The organism is Mesorhizobium shonense (genome assembly GCF_040545255.1).
Taxonomy (GTDB): domain Bacteria; phylum Pseudomonadota; class Alphaproteobacteria; order Rhizobiales; family Rhizobiaceae; genus Mesorhizobium; species Mesorhizobium shonense.
This window is the reverse complement of the sequence record NZ_JBEPLM010000011.1, coordinates 214,666-230,971: the sequence shown is the minus strand read 5'-3', so window position 1 is coordinate 230,971 and position 16,306 is coordinate 214,666. Positions and strand designations below refer to the sequence as shown.

The 16,306-nt window shown below is 65.0% G+C and carries 12 protein-coding genes; 5 read left to right on the top strand and 7 right to left on the bottom strand.

Going from position 1 to position 16,306, the window contains the following annotated elements; genetic code table 11:
- Positions 1 to 39 precede the first annotated feature (39 nt).
- On the bottom strand, positions 40 to 1,023 hold the full coding sequence (locus ABID26_RS25865) for an AraC family transcriptional regulator (RefSeq protein ID WP_292344695.1): 984 nt from the start codon (positions 1,021 to 1,023) through the stop codon (positions 40 to 42).
- 141 nt (positions 1,024 to 1,164) lie between these two features.
- Between ABID26_RS25865 and ABID26_RS25860 the strand changes: the two genes are divergently transcribed.
- On the top strand, positions 1,165 to 3,000 hold the full coding sequence (locus ABID26_RS25860) for a monovalent cation:proton antiporter-2 (CPA2) family protein (RefSeq protein ID WP_292344694.1): 1,836 nt from the start codon (positions 1,165 to 1,167) through the stop codon (positions 2,998 to 3,000).
- 10 nt (positions 3,001 to 3,010) lie between these two features.
- Positions 3,011 to 3,559, top strand: coding sequence for a DUF924 family protein (locus ABID26_RS25855; protein WP_292304209.1), 549 nt, complete (start codon positions 3,011 to 3,013; stop codon positions 3,557 to 3,559).
- Between the two features lie 12 nt (positions 3,560 to 3,571).
- Here the strand turns inward: ABID26_RS25855 and folK are convergent, their stop codons facing one another.
- From folK to folP, 3 genes are read right to left on the bottom strand one after another with little or no spacing between them, the layout of a single operon-like run.
- Positions 3,572 to 4,084 carry a 2-amino-4-hydroxy-6-hydroxymethyldihydropteridine diphosphokinase gene (gene folK, locus ABID26_RS25850; protein WP_292304211.1) on the bottom strand — a complete coding sequence of 171 codons (513 nt, stop codon included), beginning with the start codon at positions 4,082 to 4,084 and terminating at the stop codon, positions 3,572 to 3,574.
- On the bottom strand, positions 4,068 to 4,427 hold the full coding sequence (gene folB / locus ABID26_RS25845) for a dihydroneopterin aldolase (RefSeq protein ID WP_126100519.1): 360 nt from the start codon (positions 4,425 to 4,427) through the stop codon (positions 4,068 to 4,070). The genes folK and folB overlap by 17 nt, the downstream gene beginning before the upstream one ends.
- Positions 4,428 to 4,429: 2 nt before the next feature.
- A complete protein-coding gene (gene folP / locus ABID26_RS25840; RefSeq protein WP_126100520.1) occupies positions 4,430 to 5,284 on the bottom strand; it encodes a dihydropteroate synthase in 855 nt (284 codons plus the stop codon).
- An 84-nt stretch (positions 5,285 to 5,368) separates the two neighbouring features.
- Here folP and ABID26_RS25835 point away from each other — a divergent pair, with 84 nt between their 5' ends.
- Both ABID26_RS25835 and ABID26_RS25830 read left to right on the top strand, forming a co-directional pair.
- Entirely contained in the window at positions 5,369 to 5,989 is a 621-nt protein-coding gene (locus tag ABID26_RS25835) for a DUF922 domain-containing Zn-dependent protease (protein WP_292304214.1), read from the top strand.
- 217 nt (positions 5,990 to 6,206) lie between these two features.
- Positions 6,207 to 7,688: an MDR family MFS transporter gene (locus tag ABID26_RS25830; protein ID WP_126100522.1), complete on the top strand. Its 1,482-nt coding sequence runs from the start codon at positions 6,207 to 6,209 to the stop codon at positions 7,686 to 7,688.
- 23 nt (positions 7,689 to 7,711) lie between these two features.
- On the opposite strand, the gene ABID26_RS25825 is transcribed toward ABID26_RS25830, so the two are convergent.
- The 3 genes from ABID26_RS25825 to ABID26_RS25815 form a co-directional block, all read right to left on the bottom strand.
- Entirely contained in the window at positions 7,712 to 8,743 is a 1,032-nt protein-coding gene (locus tag ABID26_RS25825) for an NAD(P)/FAD-dependent oxidoreductase (protein WP_292304216.1), read from the bottom strand.
- Between the two features lie 196 nt (positions 8,744 to 8,939).
- Positions 8,940 to 9,260 (bottom strand): 2Fe-2S iron-sulfur cluster-binding protein, encoded by a 321-nt coding sequence (locus ABID26_RS25820; RefSeq protein WP_126100524.1) that lies wholly within the window; start codon positions 9,258 to 9,260, stop codon positions 8,940 to 8,942.
- A 108-nt stretch (positions 9,261 to 9,368) separates the two neighbouring features.
- A complete protein-coding gene (locus ABID26_RS25815; protein ID WP_126102725.1) occupies positions 9,369 to 9,737 on the bottom strand; it encodes an Hpt domain-containing protein in 369 nt (122 codons plus the stop codon).
- Positions 9,738 to 10,028: 291 nt separating this feature from the next.
- Here ABID26_RS25815 and ABID26_RS25810 point away from each other — a divergent pair, with 291 nt between their 5' ends.
- Entirely contained in the window at positions 10,029 to 16,124 is a 6,096-nt protein-coding gene (locus tag ABID26_RS25810; protein WP_292373592.1) for a kinesin, read from the top strand.
- Positions 16,125 to 16,306: the final 182 nt, after the last annotated feature.

The window sequence follows — 16,306 nt, the reverse complement described above, 5'->3', positions numbered from 1 at the left end:
AGGTCTTCAATAGACGAGTCCTTTCGGATGGTATGTATCTTAAAATCCGAAATTCATGTCCATTCGTCCGGGAATTGTGCGGCGCACAACGCCTGGCGAGACGTTGGTGATGCGCTTGAACGCGCGCGCGAAGGATGCTTCGCTATCATAGCCCAAACGGGTAGCGACCTCGGCAACCGACAAGCCGTTTTGCCCCAACAACTCGCTGGCAAGCTGCATACGCAGACGGGCGAGATAGCGTGCAGCACCCTCCCCTAATACAGCGCTGAAGCGCTCGGCGAAAATCGACCGCGATTGGCCTGCCAGGCCAGCAAGGCTTTCCAAGGTCCAGTTATAGCCGGGGTCTCGGTGCATGGCTGCCAGCGCGCGGCCGATATGGGGGTCGCGGATAGCGGCGAGCCAACCGGTGGTCGAGGCTCCAGTGCAATTGACCCAGCAGCGGATGAGCCGGGCTGTCAGCAAGTCCGCCATGCGCGACAAGATGGTGGCGCTGCCCATCTGCGGTTGCGCGGCCTCCGCCGTCATAGCCGCCAGCAAAGGGCTGACGACCGGATCGTTGCCAGCCACGTCGCACCCTTTGATGATCGGCGGCATCAACGCGATCAGTGGATTGAGCGCACAGACGCCCAAGGCCATGGAGCCGCAGAAAAGGGTGCTTGTCGGGCCCGTCCCTTCCCGCACCACTTCGCAGACATTGCTCCCCAACTTGTTCACCTGGCAACCCTCGAGCGAATCGCCGACAACGTCCGGCGCACTGGCCAGCCGATGGGCGATGCCTTGCGGCAGCAGCGCCAGATCGCCGTCGCGCAACTCCTGCCAGCCCTCCGCTTCGGTATAAATCCAGCATGGACCCTGGCCGACAAAGTGAAAGCGAAGCAGTGGCTGTTGCGGAAAGGCGATGCTCCATGGATGTCGGAGCTCGCAGCGGCCATAGTTGACGCCACTCAGGCGAAAGTCTTGCAGGACTTCGCTGAGCGCATCCATCGGGATATGTGGAGGCGGGCGGGACGAATAGTCAGGCATTTGGTTGTTATAGATGCCAAGCGTCCGGCACGCAAGCGGAGGCCGCTTCAACGGCACCCTACCCTTCCCGCCAGGCTCGCTGCCCTTGCCTCGCGCTCCCGCTGCATGCAAGGAGTGCTTCGAGACAACGGGACGACAGGCATGGCGGCTGAAGCATCGAGCAGCGATCTCGTACAGGTGGTGGCGCTGCTTGCCGCCGGCGTGGTCGCCGTGCCGATCTTCAAGCGCATGGGGCTGGGCTCCATCCTCGGCTATCTCGCCGCCGGCGTGGTCATCGGGCCGTTCGGGCTGCGCGTCTTTTCCGAATCGGAAGCCATCCTCCACGTCGCCGAGCTCGGCGTCGTCATGTTCCTGTTCATCATCGGCCTTGAAATGCAGCCGTCGCGGCTCTGGGGCCTGCGTCGCGAGATTTTTGGCCTCGGCGCGCTGCAGGTCGGTCTTTGCTCCCTGCTTCTGACCGGCGTCGGGCTGGCCGGCGGCTTTCCGATCGCGCAGTCCTTCGTCGCCGGCGCCGGCTTCGTGCTGACCTCGACGGCGATCGTCATGCAGCTGCTCGAGGAGCGCGGCGAGATCGCCACGCCAAAAGGCCAGCGCATCGTCTCCATCCTTCTGCTCGAAGACCTGATGATCGTGCCGCTTCTGGCGCTGGTTGCATTCCTAGCGCCCGGCGGCGCCGACACCAGCCTGTCCGAGCGGCTGACCGAGGTCGGCATCGGCATCGCCGCGATCGTCGGGCTGGTGGTGGCGGGCCGCTATCTGCTCAACCCGCTGTTCCGCATCCTGGCGGAAGCCCGCGCCCGCGAGGTGATGACGGCCGCTGCCCTGCTCGTGGTGCTTGGGTCGGCTTTGGCCATGCAGCTTTCCGGCCTGTCGATGGCGATGGGCGCTTTCCTCGCCGGCGTGCTTCTGTCCGAATCGACCTTCCGCCATCAGCTCGAAGCCGATATCGAACCGTTCCGCGGCATTCTGCTCGGCCTCTTCTTCCTGGCCGTCGGCATGTCGCTCGACCTCGGCGTCGTTGCCCAGAACTGGCGCCTCGTCGCCATCTATGTCGTCGCCTACATGATCATGAAGGCGCTCGGCATCTATATCGTCGCACGCATGCTCAAGAGCGGCCACCGCGAAGCGCTGGAGCGCGCCGTCTTCATGGCGCAGGGCGGCGAATTCGCCTTCGTGCTCTATTCCTCGGCGGCCGCTGTCGGCATCATCGACGGGCAGGCCAATGCGACGCTGACCGCCATCATCATCATCTCCATGGTGCTGACGCCGTTGGCGATCGTGGCGCTGCGCTACCTCACGCCGCGCGACGAGCAATCGCTCGAAGGCGTCGACATCGCCGACGGCCTCACCGGCAGCGTGCTGATCATCGGCTTCGGCCGCTTCGGCCAGATCGCCAGCCAGCCATTGCTTTTGCGCGGCCTCGACGTCTCGATCATCGACAACGAGGTCGAGATGATCCAGGCAGCGGCCGATTTCGGCTTCAAGGTCTACTATGGGGACGGCACGCGGCTCGACATCCTGCATGCAGCCGGCGCCGGCCGGGCGCGCGCCGTGCTGATCTGTGTCGACAAGCCGGACGCAGCGGTGCGCATCGCGCAGCTGATCAAGGCGGAATTTCCTTTAGTCACCATCCTGGCGCGCGCCTTCGACCGCGGCACCGCGCTGCAGCTCGTGCGCGCCGGCGTCGACTATCAGCTGCGCGAGACCTTCGAATCCGCGCTGGTCTTCGGCGGCTCGGCGCTGGAGGCGCTGGGCGCAGACCCGGAAGAGGTCGCGGAGGTCATCGAGGATGTCCGCCGCCGCGACGAGGCCCGTTTCGAAACGCAATTGGCCGAGGGCGTGCGGGCCGGCCAGCGTTTCCTGAAAGGCAATATCGGCACGCCCATTCCGACGCCGCTCACCCAGCCGCGGCGCGCCGGACGGGCGCTGAACGAAGAGACCGCCGGCGTTCTGAACAAGGCAGAGACGAAGAGCTGAGAGGGAACACATGGCAGAGCTCGACGCGCGGGCGCTTTCCGTCACCAAATTCTGGCGCGACGCCGGCGAGGACGCCTGGTTCGAGAAGAACGACGCGTTCGACGCGGGTTTCCGCAACCAGTTCCTCGAGTTCCACCATGCCGCCGCCAGGCGCGAATGCGACGACTGGAACGCGCATGCCGAAGGATCGCTGGCGCTGATGATCCTGCTCGACCAGTTTCCGCGCAACTGCTTCCGCGGCACCGGGCACATGTATGCGACCGATCCGCTGGCCAGGCATTTCGCCGACAGGGCGATCGCCGCAGGCCATGATCTGGCCCTCGACGAGGTCGTTCGCGTCTTCCTCTATCTGCCCTTCGAGCATTCCGAAGCGCTTGCGGATCAGCAGCGTTCCGTGGACCTAACCGCAGCCAGGGCGCCGGACTACCTCAAATACGCAAACGAGCATCTGGAAATCATCCAGCGCTTCGGCCGCTTTCCGCATCGAAACAAAATGCTCGGCCGCGAGACGACGCCCGAGGAAAAGGCCTTTCTCGACGGCGGCGGTTTCTCCGGCTGATCGATTTCGGAGTTAATTAAGCCACCACTCCCGGCCCGACGGCAGGCGCTCTATCCCCGAAATGTCGACGGCGCCGAGCCGTTCCGACACGCTTTTGCCGCCGACAACGAGGTCGGGCGCGATCTCGGCCAGCGGCGCCAGCACGAAGGCCCGCTCCAGCATGCGCGGATGCGGCACTTCGAGCCCGGTTTCGTGGATCACCCGATCGCCGAACACCAGGATGTCGATATCGATCAGGCGCGGCCCCCAGCGCTCCTCGCGCACCCGCTTCAACCGCCTTTCGACGTCCAGGCAAAGGTCGAGCAAGGCGCGCGGCGACAGCGCCGTTTCGATCGCGGCCGCGGCGTTGAGGAAATCCGGCTGGTCGAGCTTGCCCCAGGGCGGCGTGCGATAAAGCGAGGAGACGGCGGTGACGCGCGTCTTGTCGTCGCCGTCCAGCATGCGCAGCGCCGCGGCCATGGATTTCGCGGGGTCGCCGAGATTGCCGCCGAGACTGAGGTAGACGGCGCTATTGGGGCCAGACAACGGTCACCTCGACATGATCGAGCACGCCCGGCACCGGGGCGTTCGGCTTGCGCACCGTGATCTCGGCCTTCCTGATCTGCGGAAACCGCGCGGCAAGCGCCTTCGCCACTTCCAGCGCCAGCGCTTCGATCAGGAAGCGGCGGTGTCCGGTGACGATCTTCTCGATCACCGCGAAGGCGATGCCGTAATTGACGGTGTCCTCGATGGAGTCTTCCTCCAGCGGGCGGCTGGGCTCGACCGTCAGTTCAGCGTCGACATAGAAACGCTGGCCGAGCGTCTCCTCCTCGTCCAGCACGCCGTGCCGGGCAAAGAAGGCGCAGTTCTTCATGCGGATGACATACATGGTCAGCGTCCGGGAGAAATGTCGTTTTCTCGCGCCAGCATAGCATCGGCCACCGCCAGCGCATCCACGTTGATTGCGACATCGTGGACGCGAAAAAGATCGGCCCCTTTGAGCCGCAGGATGACGCTGGTGGCCGCGGTGCCGGCCGCTCGCCCGGCAGGTTCGCGCCCGGTGACGCCGCCGATGAAACGCTTTCGCGACGTCCCCGCCATCAGCGGAAAGCCGAGCGCCTGAAGCTCGGAGAACCGTGCCATCAGATCGAGATTTTCCTCAGTCGTTTCCTTGGCGAAGCCAAAGCCGGCATCGAGCACGATCTGGCTGTCGGCAACGCCGCTGGCGCGCGCAATCTCCAGCGATTTGCGCAGGAACAGGAATTGGTCCTCGATCACGTCCGGCAGCTTCTGCCGTTCGCGTCCGGTATGCATGATGATGAGGCCGGCGCCGGTCTCGACCGCGACACGCGCTATGCCGGGCTCGCGCTGCAGGCCCCAGACATCGTTGACGATATGCGCGCCGGCGGCGACGGCGCGCCGCGCGGTGTCCTCGCGATAGGTATCGACCGAAATCAGCGCCTCGCCCGATCCCGCGAGCGCCTCGATGATCGGCAGCACCCGCCCCTGCTCTTCCTCGGCGGTGATCGGGGCAAAACCCGGCCGCGTCGATTCCCCGCCGACATCGATGATGGCCGCCCCCTCTTCCGCCATGCGACGCGCCTGGGCGATCGCCTTCTCCGGCGCGATGAACAGCCCGCCGTCGGAAAAACTATCCGGCGTGACGTTGAGGATGCCGACCACGACCGCTTTCGGGCCGAGGTCGAGATGGCGTCCGTGCGCGAGCTGCCATCGCCTTGTCGTCATTGTCCATCAACCATGCGTGATCCGCGCGAAATCAATTCCGTTGCGCCGGCAACGGCCGTAAAGCAAGGTGGCTGAAGAGGCAACATGATGAACCGTTCCCTGCTCTGCGCCCTGATCTTTTCGCTCGCCGCCATGCCGGCCGGCGCGGCTAGCCTGGTGAAGACCTACAGCTATTTCAGCGTCGGCGGCCGCACGCTGGACGACATCGAAAAGCAGCTGACGAAAAACGGTCCCGAGGTAAAGAGCACCGGCTCCAGGCATCCTGGCGCCACGCAGATGGCTTTCACCACGCGCGTCAGCTACGCGCAGACGGCCAATTCCTGCCGGATCGCGAATGCGCAGGTGACCGTGAAGGTCAAGGTGATCCTTCCGGAATGGCGGCGGCCGCGCAAGGCCGATCCGGACGTCAGGCTGTTCTGGGACACGCTTTCGGCCGACATCAAGCGCCACGAGGAGCGCCATGTCGAGATCGCCAAGAACCATGCCCGTGAACTCGAGGACGCGCTGAAAGCGACTTATCCGCAAAAGACCTGCGAAGCCGCGAAGGCGAAGGCCGCCGAGATTTCGGCTACCATCCTCGCCAGGCACGATCGCGCCCAGGTCCAGTTCGACCGTGTCGAAGGCGTCAACTTTGAAAGCCGGATCATCCGGCTTTTGCGCTACCGGATGCAGCGCATCCAAAGCGGCCAACTGCCGCCGGCTTGACTGCCGGATCGGTGTGCCGGCGAAAGCCAATGCCGGCGAAACATAGTGCCAGATCCGAAAAACTTGCGAGCGGCGGTCGAAAACGGCCTATATCGAACGACATATACCGGGTTCGCCCGAGGCGGGCTTTGGAAACCGAGACACGAACGACAGGCGGAAGACGCCCTTGACGGATCGCTTCTTGCGGACCGCGCGCCAGCCTTTGAAAGAATAACGCATGGACCAGACCGTCGACAATCGCACGGCAACGACAGCCGCGCCGCCGATGAGCGAGAGCGAGAAGAACGCCATCATCGGCGGCGTGCTTTTGTCGATGCTTTTGGCGGCGCTTGACCAGACCATCGTCGCGCCCGCCTTGCCGACGATCGGCCGCGCGCTCGGCCACGCCGAATATCTGCCCTGGATCGTCACCGGCTATCTTTTGACGGCGACAGCGATGGCGCCGCTCTACGGCAAGATTTCCGATGTCTATGGCCGCCGGCCGGTCATCTATGCCGCTGTGCTCATTTTTCTCCTGGGATCGCTGGTCAGCGCTCTCGCCCCCAACATGCTGGTGCTGGTCATCGGTCGCGCCATCCAGGGCGCTGGCGGCGGCGGCCTGTTCGCCCTGACGCAGACTGTCATTGGCGACCTCGTACCGCCCCGCGAGCGGGCCCGCTACGCCGCCTGGATTGCCGGCACATGGGCGGTCGCCAGCGTCGCCGGGCCGCTGCTCGGCGGTACCTTCGCCGAGCACCTGCACTGGTCGCTGATCTTCTGGATCAACCTGCCGCTCGGCTTCCTGGCGATGGCGATCATCAACAACCCGCTGAAGAAGCTGCCGATTGCGGCGAAACACCACCGCATCGACGGGCTTGGCGCAGCGCTGCTGGTGATCGCCACGGCGCTGCTGCTCCTGGCGCTCAACTGGGGCGGCAGCAGCTATCCCTGGCTCTCTGCGGAAATCCTTGGACTGGTGGCCTGTTCGGCCGTGTTCTGGGCGCTGTTCGCGGTCAGATTGCTCCGCGCCGCCGAACCGTTGGTCTCGCTCGAAGTGCTGAGCAATCCGATCGTGCTCGCCGGCACGCTGTCGATGTTCCTGCTGCAGGCGGCAAGCATCGGCATCTCGGTCTATCTGCCGGTTTATCTGCAGGCGGTCGTCGGGCTCTCGGTCAGCGAGTCCGGCACGGCCATGCTTGGACTGCTGCTCGGCACCGTCGCCGGCGCCACGTTCAGCGGCCGCACCATCCCGCGCTTCGTCCACTACAAGCGCATCGCCATGTTCGGCATCGCCTTCGCGATCCTTTGCATCGGCGCGCTCAGTGCCATTGCGGGCCACGCTTCGCTGCTCGAAGTCGAGGTGCTGACGACCTTGATCGGCCTCGGCACCGGAACGACTTTCCCGGTCAGCACCGTCTCGGTCCAGAACGCGGTCGACCGCGCGCATCTCGGCGTCGCGACCGGGGTGCTGACCTTCCTGCGTTCGCTGGGCGGCGCACTTGGCGTTGCCATGCTCGGCGCCGTCGCGCTCGGCTACGGCTTGCCGCTCGCAGCGGAGGGCTCGCTAACCCGCATCGAGGTCACCTCGGTGACACCTTTCGTGATGATCTTCGTCACCGCCGGCATCACGCTTGTCCTGGCGCTGATTGCGCTGGCGCTGATGCCGGAAAAGCCGTTGCGCGGCCAGGCCGAGCACGCCGCGCCGGTGCTCTCGGAGTAGCGCGCTTGATTTCCCGCAACGCGCTATTCGTGGACGCCTAGCTTCTTCTGCAGGCTTGTCGACGAGGTCGTGTACTGGAAGACGATGCGTTCCCCGGGGCTGACGATGCGTTTTGCGGCCTGCGCCATCAGGGCGACCTCGTGGAAGCCTGACAGGATGAGCTTGAGCTTGCCGGGGTAGGAGTTGATGTCGCCGACGGCGAAAATGCCGGGAACCGATGTCTGGAATTTCTCGGTGTCGACCGGGATAAGGTTCTCGTGCAGGTTCAGCCCCCATTCGGCGATCGGCCCGAGTTTCATGGTGAGACCGAAGAATGGCAGCATGCGGGTGCAAGGCACCTCGATGTCGCCGTCCGGGCCGCCCTTGATCGTCGCGGACGACAGCTCGCCGTCGGCGCCGGCAAGGCCGCTCACCTGGCCGACCAGGAATTCCAGCTCTTTCATCTCCTGCATGGCATACATCTTGTTGACGCTGTCGGGCGCTGCCCGGAATTCCGGGCGCCGGTGGACGAGCGTCACGCTTTTCGCGATCGGCTGCAGGTTGAGCGTCCAGTCGAGCGCCGAATCGCCGCCGCCGACGATGACGAGGTCGTGGCCGCGGAAATCCTCCATGCGACGGACCGAATAGAAGACGCTCTTGCCTTCATAGCCCTCGATGCCCGGGATGGGCGGGCGCTTCGGCTGGAACGAGCCGCCGCCTGCGGCGATCACCACCACCTTGGCCTCGAACACCTCGTTCTCGTCCGTGGTGACGCGAAAACTGCCGTCCTCGAGCTTCTCGAGGCTGGAGACCATACGGTTGAAGGTGAACTCCGGCTTGAACGGATGGATCTGCTCCATCAGCTTGTCGACCAGGCCTTGCGCCGTGATCATCGGCCAGCCGGGAATGTCGTAGATCGGCTTTTCCGGGTAGAGTTCGGCGCACTGCCCGCCCGGACGGTCGAGGATGTCGATGAGATGGCATTTCATATCGAAGAGGCCGAGCTCGAATACGGCGAACAGGCCGATTGGCCCTGCCCCGACAATGAGTACGTCCGTCTTGATCATGTCCGTCATCAGCTCCGCCCCATCGCGCATGACCCCGAAAATCGGAATCGATTTTCGGAAAGGATCATGCGCCAATCAAAGTGCTACAGTATCCTTTGCGCGTCCAAGAGGGCGCGCGGCGCTGTAGTGAAATGGTGGGGACAGTGCATGACCTATAGCCCGCTGCCAAGCAGCCACGGGCAAAATTGGAAAATCGAGAGTTGGTTCAGCCCTGGCGCTCGGGCACGCGGACGACAAGACCGTCGAGCGCGTCGCGCACCTTGATCTGGCAGGACAGGCGCGAGTTCGGCCGAACGTCGTAGGCGAAGTCCAGCATGTCCTCCTCCATCGCTTCCGGCTCGCCGACTTCGGCTGTCCAAGCCTCGTCGACATAGACATGGCAGGTCGCGCAGGCGCAGGCGCCGCCGCATTCCGCCTCGATGCCGGGCACTGCGTTGCGGATCGCGTTTTCCATGACGGTCGAGCCGTTCTCGGCCTCCACGTCGAATTGAGTGCCGTCATTGGCGATGTAAGTCAGCTTGGTCATTTGTCACCTGAGGAGTCGCAGCCGAGATAATCACTCCACCGGACAAGTCAACTGCGGCGCGAAAACGCCACCGCATGACGTTTTTTCAGAAGGCGCGCTTTGCCGGCGCTAGCGGCTGATGGCGGCGATGAAGTCCCGCACTTCCTCGATCAATACGCCAAGTTTCTTAACGGTGCGGGCGTCCTCGGGCTGCTTTTCGATGGTCGCGGCGCATTCGGCGACGGCAAAGGCGCCGATACCGCGCGCCGAGCCTTTCAGGCTGTGTGCAAGCAGCACCCGTTCCTTGGCATCGGCGTCGAGGATCTTGTCGCGCACCGAAAGCGCCTGCTGCACGAACAGCGCCAGCACTTCCTGTTCGAGCGCGCGGTCATCCATCGTCTGCCGCGCAAGATGAGCCATATCCACAGGTCGCGACCCTGCCGTTCCCGACACGTCGCCGCCGGGCATGGAAAACGCGATTCCACTCTCGCCACGCATACGCACTGCAACTCCCTAAAAAGGCGGCTGGCGCCCACAAAAATAGGCGATCCGCGTCGCCATCGGGTTAACGATTGGCCGGGAAAAATGTTGTCACGGAGGCAGCCTGAATCACGCTTCCGTTAACCTTATATTTAAAGTTTTACGTATCGCCCGGAATGCATGTTTTCTTTACCCCAGTGTGTCATTACGATACGAACGTCCATTTTCAGCCTCCTGTCTGGGACCAGACAAGCCAGAATCAGGCCAAAATCATAAGTCCCGCGGCAGCTAGTACAGGGTAGCGAAGGCATGGCTAAGAAACCGACGACGACCAAATCCCTCGAGAGCGACGTAGCCGCGGAGCTGGAAAAGGCGCTTGACCTTGACCTCAACGGCGACGAAGGCGGGCTCGACATGGCGGCGTCGATGGAGGATCTCGAGGCCCAGATATCGGCGGCCGCGGACGAATTGGCGCGCGAAGGCCGCAGCCAGAGATCAGAGCCTGCAAATGAGCCTCAGGCGGCGAAGGCGGCACCTCAGCCGAAGCCGGCGGAGTTGCGCCCGGTCGAATCGCGCGCCTCGCAGCCGAACGGTTTCACGCCGGCTCCTGCCGCTTTCACGCCGGCCAATGACGATCGCCAAAAGGATTACCGGACGCTTCTGCACGGCCTCAACCGGCGTGCGTCGAGCACCGTCTACTGGGTGATAGCGTTCATTTCGCTCGCCTGGATCGCGGGCGCCGGCGGCCTCGCCAACCTTCTGTTCGGCCCAGGCATCTGGAAGATCCGCACCTTCGACCAGTTCTTCGCCCGCCCCGAGCTGATCGGGCTGGCGGTCGCCGCGATTATCCCGGTCATTCTGTTCTGGGCCTTCGCCGCGATGATCCGGCGTGCCCAGGAAATGCGCATCGCCGCGCAATCGATGACCGAAGTGGCCTTCCGCCTTGCCGAGCCGGAAAACCTTGCCCAGGACCGCGTCATGATGATCGGCCAGGCCGTTCGCCGCGAGGTGGCGGCCATGGGCGAAGGTATCGAGCGCACTTTGGCGCGCGCCGTCGAGCTCGAAACCCTCGTCCACAGCGAAGTCAGCCAGATCGAGCGCTCCTATTCCGAGAACGAGGCCCGCATCCGCTCGCTGGTCGACGGGCTCGGTAGCGAACGCGAAGCCGTCGTGAGCCACGCAGAGCGCGTGCGCGCCTCGATACACGGCGCGCATGAGACGCTGCGCGACGAGATCGGCTCGGCCAGCGACATCATTCGCGACTCGATCCTCAACGCCTCGACCAAACTGTCGATGACGATCAACAATTCCGGCGACACGCTGATCGATCGCATCAATGAAAGCTCGATGTCGATCTTCGATTCGGTGGAAACCCGGCTCGATACGATCACCGACCGCCTGTCGACCTCGGGCGAGGCCTTCGCCAGCCTGCTCGACACCCGCATCGCCAAGCTGACCGATACCACCGACGGCCTCACCCGCTCGCTGACCGATCTGCTCGACGACCGCACCACCGGCATGGTCTCGCTGCTCGGCGGCGCCGCGCGCACGCTGAGCTCCGAGTTCGAAGCGAGTCTCACCGGCATCGAGCGGACGCTGGCCGAGCGCGGCCAGGCGCTGATCAGCGAGTTCCAGACGCGCGCCGAGGCGCTCGACACCGGCACGCAGAAGCTCAACGCCGCGCTCGAGGCCCGCGCCCGCCAGATCAACGAAACCTTGGTCGAGCGCGCCCGCGAGATCGCCCACACCTTCGCCGAGAGCAAGGACCAGCTGTCGTCGATGATCGACCAGGGCAAGACCCAGATCGGCGCGGATATGGCCGACATCATCTCGTCGACCTCGTCCATGCTCGAAGCCCGTGCTACCGATTTCGCCGGTCGTATGGAGGCCGCACGCCACGTCGTGTCGCGTTCCTTCGACGCCGACATCCAGCGGCTTGCCGATGCCCGCGTCGGCATCGAGGAAGCCGTCGAAAACCACAGCCAAAAGCTTTCCGAGAGCCGCGACCGCATGGCCGCCGCGATGCAGGAGGACCTTGCGAGATTCGCCGAGGGTCGTGCCGAGATCGATGCGGCCGTAACCAATCAGGTGCAGAAGCTGGCGGAAGGCCGCGGTCTGATCTCGCGCGCCTTGGAAGAGGACCTGCGCAAGGTCAACGAGTCGCGCGCCGCCATCGATGCTTCGTTGGGCAGCCACCTCGAACAGCTCGAAGAGGGTCGCAACCGCCTGTCCCAGGCGTTGAACGAAGACTCCGGCAAACTCGTGCAAGCTCGTACATTGATTGATGAAATGGTTGCTGGCCATGTCGGCAAGCTGGCCGAGGGACGCAACATTCTGGCGCGCGCGCTGGAAGCCGATCTCGGTAAGCTGTCAGACAGCCGCGCCTCGATCGACGGCCTCGTCGCTGGCCAGGTCGAGAAGATCGCCGAAGGTCGCGCGGTGCTCGCCAAAGCGCTCGAGACCGATATCGTCGGCATCCGGAACTTGATCGAGACCCATTCCGCCAAGCTCGCCGAAGACCGGGGCGAACTCAGCCGCGCGCTGGAGAGCGACCTCGGCGGTATCCGTGGCCTGATCGACAGTCATGCCGGCAAACTCGCGGACGATCGAAGCCTGTTGTCGCAGACGCTGGAGGCCGATCTCGCCAAGCTCGCCGAAAGCCGCGCCTCGATCGACGGCCTCGTCGCCGGCCAGGTCGAGAAGCTCGCCGAAGGGCGCGATATCCTCAAGCGCGCCCTGGAAGCGGACGTCAATACCATCAGGGGTGCCATCGCGGGGCATTCCGAGAGGGTGCAGGAGGAACGCGCTCAGCTGTCGAAGGCCCTGGAGGCCGACCTGCAGACGGTCAGCGGCGCGATCTCCGATCACCAGAACAGACTCGTCCAGGATCGTTCGGTGCTGTCGAAGTCGCTCGAGGACGATCTCGCCAAGTTGGCGGAGAGCCGCTCCAGCATCGACGGCCTCGTCGCCGGCCAGGTCGAGAAGCTCGCCGAAGGCCGCGATATCCTCAAGCGCGCCTTGGAGGCGGACCTCAATACCATCCAGGGTGCCATCGTCGACCATTCGGAGAAGATCAGCGACCATCGCGCCGAGCTGTCGCGCGCCCTCGATGCCGACATGGCCAATGCCAGCGGCCTCATGCAGACCCACGCCGACAGGCTCTCGCAGGACCGTACGACGCTTTCCAAGGCCCTGGAGGACGACCTCGCCAAGCTGGCCGAGAGCCGCGCCTCGATCGACGGGCTGGTCGCCGGCCAGGTCGAGAAGCTCGCAGAAGGCCGCGATATCCTCAAGCGCGCCCTGGAAGCGGATCTGGCCAAGCTTGCCGAGAGCCGCACCTCGATCGACGGCTTGGTCTCCGGCCAGGTCGAGAAGCTTGCCGAGGGTCGCGATATCCTCAAGCGTGCGCTCGAAGCCGACCTGCAGAAGCTGGCCGAAAGCCGCTCCGAGATCGACGGCGTCATTGCCGGCCATGTCGGCAAACTGTCGGAGGGCCGCGACATGCTGGCCCGGGCGCTTGAGGACGATCTCGCCAAGCTCGCCGAAGCGCGCAAGGACGTCGACCGCTCCGTGTCCGGCCACATCGACCAGATCGCGGCCAAAAGCAGCGACATCTCGGCGGCGATCGCTGCCGATGTCGAGAAGATCGAGCAGGCCTTCAGCCGCCAGACCGGCGTCATCGAGGAGCGCGCCGGCACCATGGAACGTGCGCTGTCGACCGGTGTCGACAATGTCCGCGGCGTTCTCGAAAAGACCGCCGTCTTCGTTGCCGGCGCCCTGCGCGACAAGGTCATGGAAATCACCAGCACCCTGCATGAGCAGGCGGGTACTGCCTTCAGCGACGCCGATCGCAAGATCGCCGAACGCGCCGAGCAGACTTCGGCTGCGCTGCTTGCCAGGGCCGAGGACATCGCCAATGCTTTCGAGGCGGCCGACCGCCGCCTGCACGAGCGCGCTCAGGATACATCCAGCATGCTGATGGCCCGCGCCGACGATGCGTCCAATTCGCTCATGGCCCGGGCCGAGGAAACCGCGGACAAGCTGGCGGCCCGCGCCGGCGAGATCGCCGGCACTTTCGACGCCGCGGACCAGAAGCTGGTGGCTCGCGCGGTGGAAACGGCGCAGTCGCTGGCGGCACGCGCCGGCGACATCCTGCGCAACTTCGAAGGCGCCGACGAGCGGCTGAGCATGCGCATCAGCGAATCGGCTGAAGCGCTGGCTGCCCGTGCATCGGATCTCGGCCGCATCTTCGACGCCGCCGACCAGCATCTGATCTCGCGCATTGCCGAGGGTTCGGAAGCGTTGTCGTCGCGGGCGTCCGAAATTGCCCGCATCTTCGACGACGCGGACAACCGCCTGGTGTCGCGCATCGCCAGCAGCAGCTCGACCATCGGCGAACATACTGACGCGATTGTCGGTGCATTCGCCGCCACCGAGCAGCGCGTCGCCGATCGTGCCCGGCAGACCGGCCAGGAGCTCGCCGTCCACGCCCGCGAGATCGAGCAGGCGCTTGCCGGTGCCGACGAGCGGCTGGCGTCGAGCGCCGCCGCCGCGGCGGCCCGTGTCGAGGAGCAGGTTGCGAGCGTCGAGAACCGCCTCGCCTACGGCGCCGAAACGATGGGCCAGAAGCTCAACGAGCAGGTCTCCGGCGCCGAGGCCCAGCTCATCTCGCGCGCAAATGTCATCGCCGAGACCTTCACGGCGGTCGGCCAGCATATCGGCCAGAGCACCAACGAGGCGGCAAAGACCATCGGCGCCAACACCCGCGAGCTCAACACCATGCTTGCGGCGCGCTCCGCCGAAATGTCGAGGATCCTCGACGAGACGGCGCGGCCTCTGGTCGAGCGCTTCGCCCAGGGCGGCTCCGAGCTGCAACGGAGTATGGAAGAAGTCACCGAACGGGCGACCGAGAAGCTGCGCAGCGAAAACGCAAACCTCGTCAACGCGCTTGCCAACCGAACCGCCGAGACGCTTTCGGCGGTCGAAGGCGCGCGCTCGACGCTGGCCGACAGCGTTGCCGACCTCATCGGCCGCATGTCCACCTCCAGCGCGCAGCTCGGTCAACTGATCGACCAGGCGGCCGTCAATCTCGGCCAGGTCGAGGAACGCCTCACCGGCAGCACGCAGAGCTTCGCCACGACCACGGAAAAGGCCGCCCAAACCTTCGCCAGCTCGGCACGTCTCGTCGATTCGAACACGACGCGGCTCACCGATCTGTCCTCGGCGACCTTGCGCGAGGTCGCCTCGATCGCGACCAAGTTCGACGAGCACAGCCGCCTGCTGTCAAGCGCCTCGGACCTGCTGAGCTCCGCGCAGAGCAATCTCGAGCACACGCTGGAGCGGCAGTCTTCGCTGGAAGACCTTGCCGTCGGGCTGGTCAAGAAATCGGAAGACCTCGAGAAGGTCATGCGCTCGTTCGAGAGCCTCGTCGGCCAGACGATGCAGAACGCCGAAGGCCGGACGATGGAATCGGCGGAAAAGATCCGCACGGCCATCGCCGAGGTCGTCGATTCGGCGACGCGGCGCTTCGCCGACGCGACCGAGGAGATGCGGCGCACCGCGGGCTCGATCAAGAGCGAGCTCGACCTGACCCGCGCCGAGCTCAAGAAGGGCGTCATCGAGATGCCGGAGGAAGCCAAGGAATCGACCTCGGCTATCCGCCGCGCCGTCTCCGAGCAGATCAACGCGCTCAAGGAACTGTCGGATATCGTTGCGAAATCCGGCCGCAGCGGCAGCAGCGAGACCGGCGAGCCGCGCGCCCTGCGCCCCGCGCCGCAGGCGCCTGCCCGCCCCGCCGAACAGCCGCTGCGCCGTCCGCCGGCGCCTCAGCCTCAAGCTGAGCGCCGCGCGCCGCAGCCACCGCTCGCCGAGACGACGCTGCGCGGCACGCTCGATCTCGAGCGTCCCGCGGAGGCGCCGCCGCGCCGCGATCCCAACGGCCGCGCGGCGCAGGGCGGCTGGGTGCGTGATCTCCTGACCAATGCCTCGCGTGAGGAAGAGCTGAAGCCGGCGGCGCCGGCGGAAGCGCCGCGCGCGGCGCCTGCCCAGCGCTCGCCGCTGCATGTCATGGAGTCGCTCAACTCGCTGTCCGTCGACATCGCGCGCGCCATCGACCATGACGCCTCGATCGAGTTGTGGAACCGCTATCGCCGCGGCGAGCGCGACGTCTTCACCCGTCGGCTTTACACGCTGAAGGGCCAGCAGACATTCGACGAGATCCGCCGCAAGTATCAGGCCGAAGCCGAGTTCCGCGCCGCCGTCGACCGCTACTGCGACGATTTCGAGAAACTGCTCAAGGACGTGTCACGCAACGACCGCGACAACATCATGGCGCAGACCTATCTGACGTCGGACACCGGCAAGGTCTACACCATGCTGGCCCACGCCAGCGGCCGCCTGCACTAAGCCGGGCGGAGCGAGAGCACACAAGAAGGCGGGCCCAAAAGCCCGCCTTTTTTGTCCTGGCAGCAAGCTCGTGACGCGATCTGCAATAGATATCGTCGGTAGGCGCCGCCCCTCATCCGCCTGCCGGCACCTTCTCCCCGTATAGTGACGGGGAGAAGGGGCTGATCGTCCGCCGGCCCCTT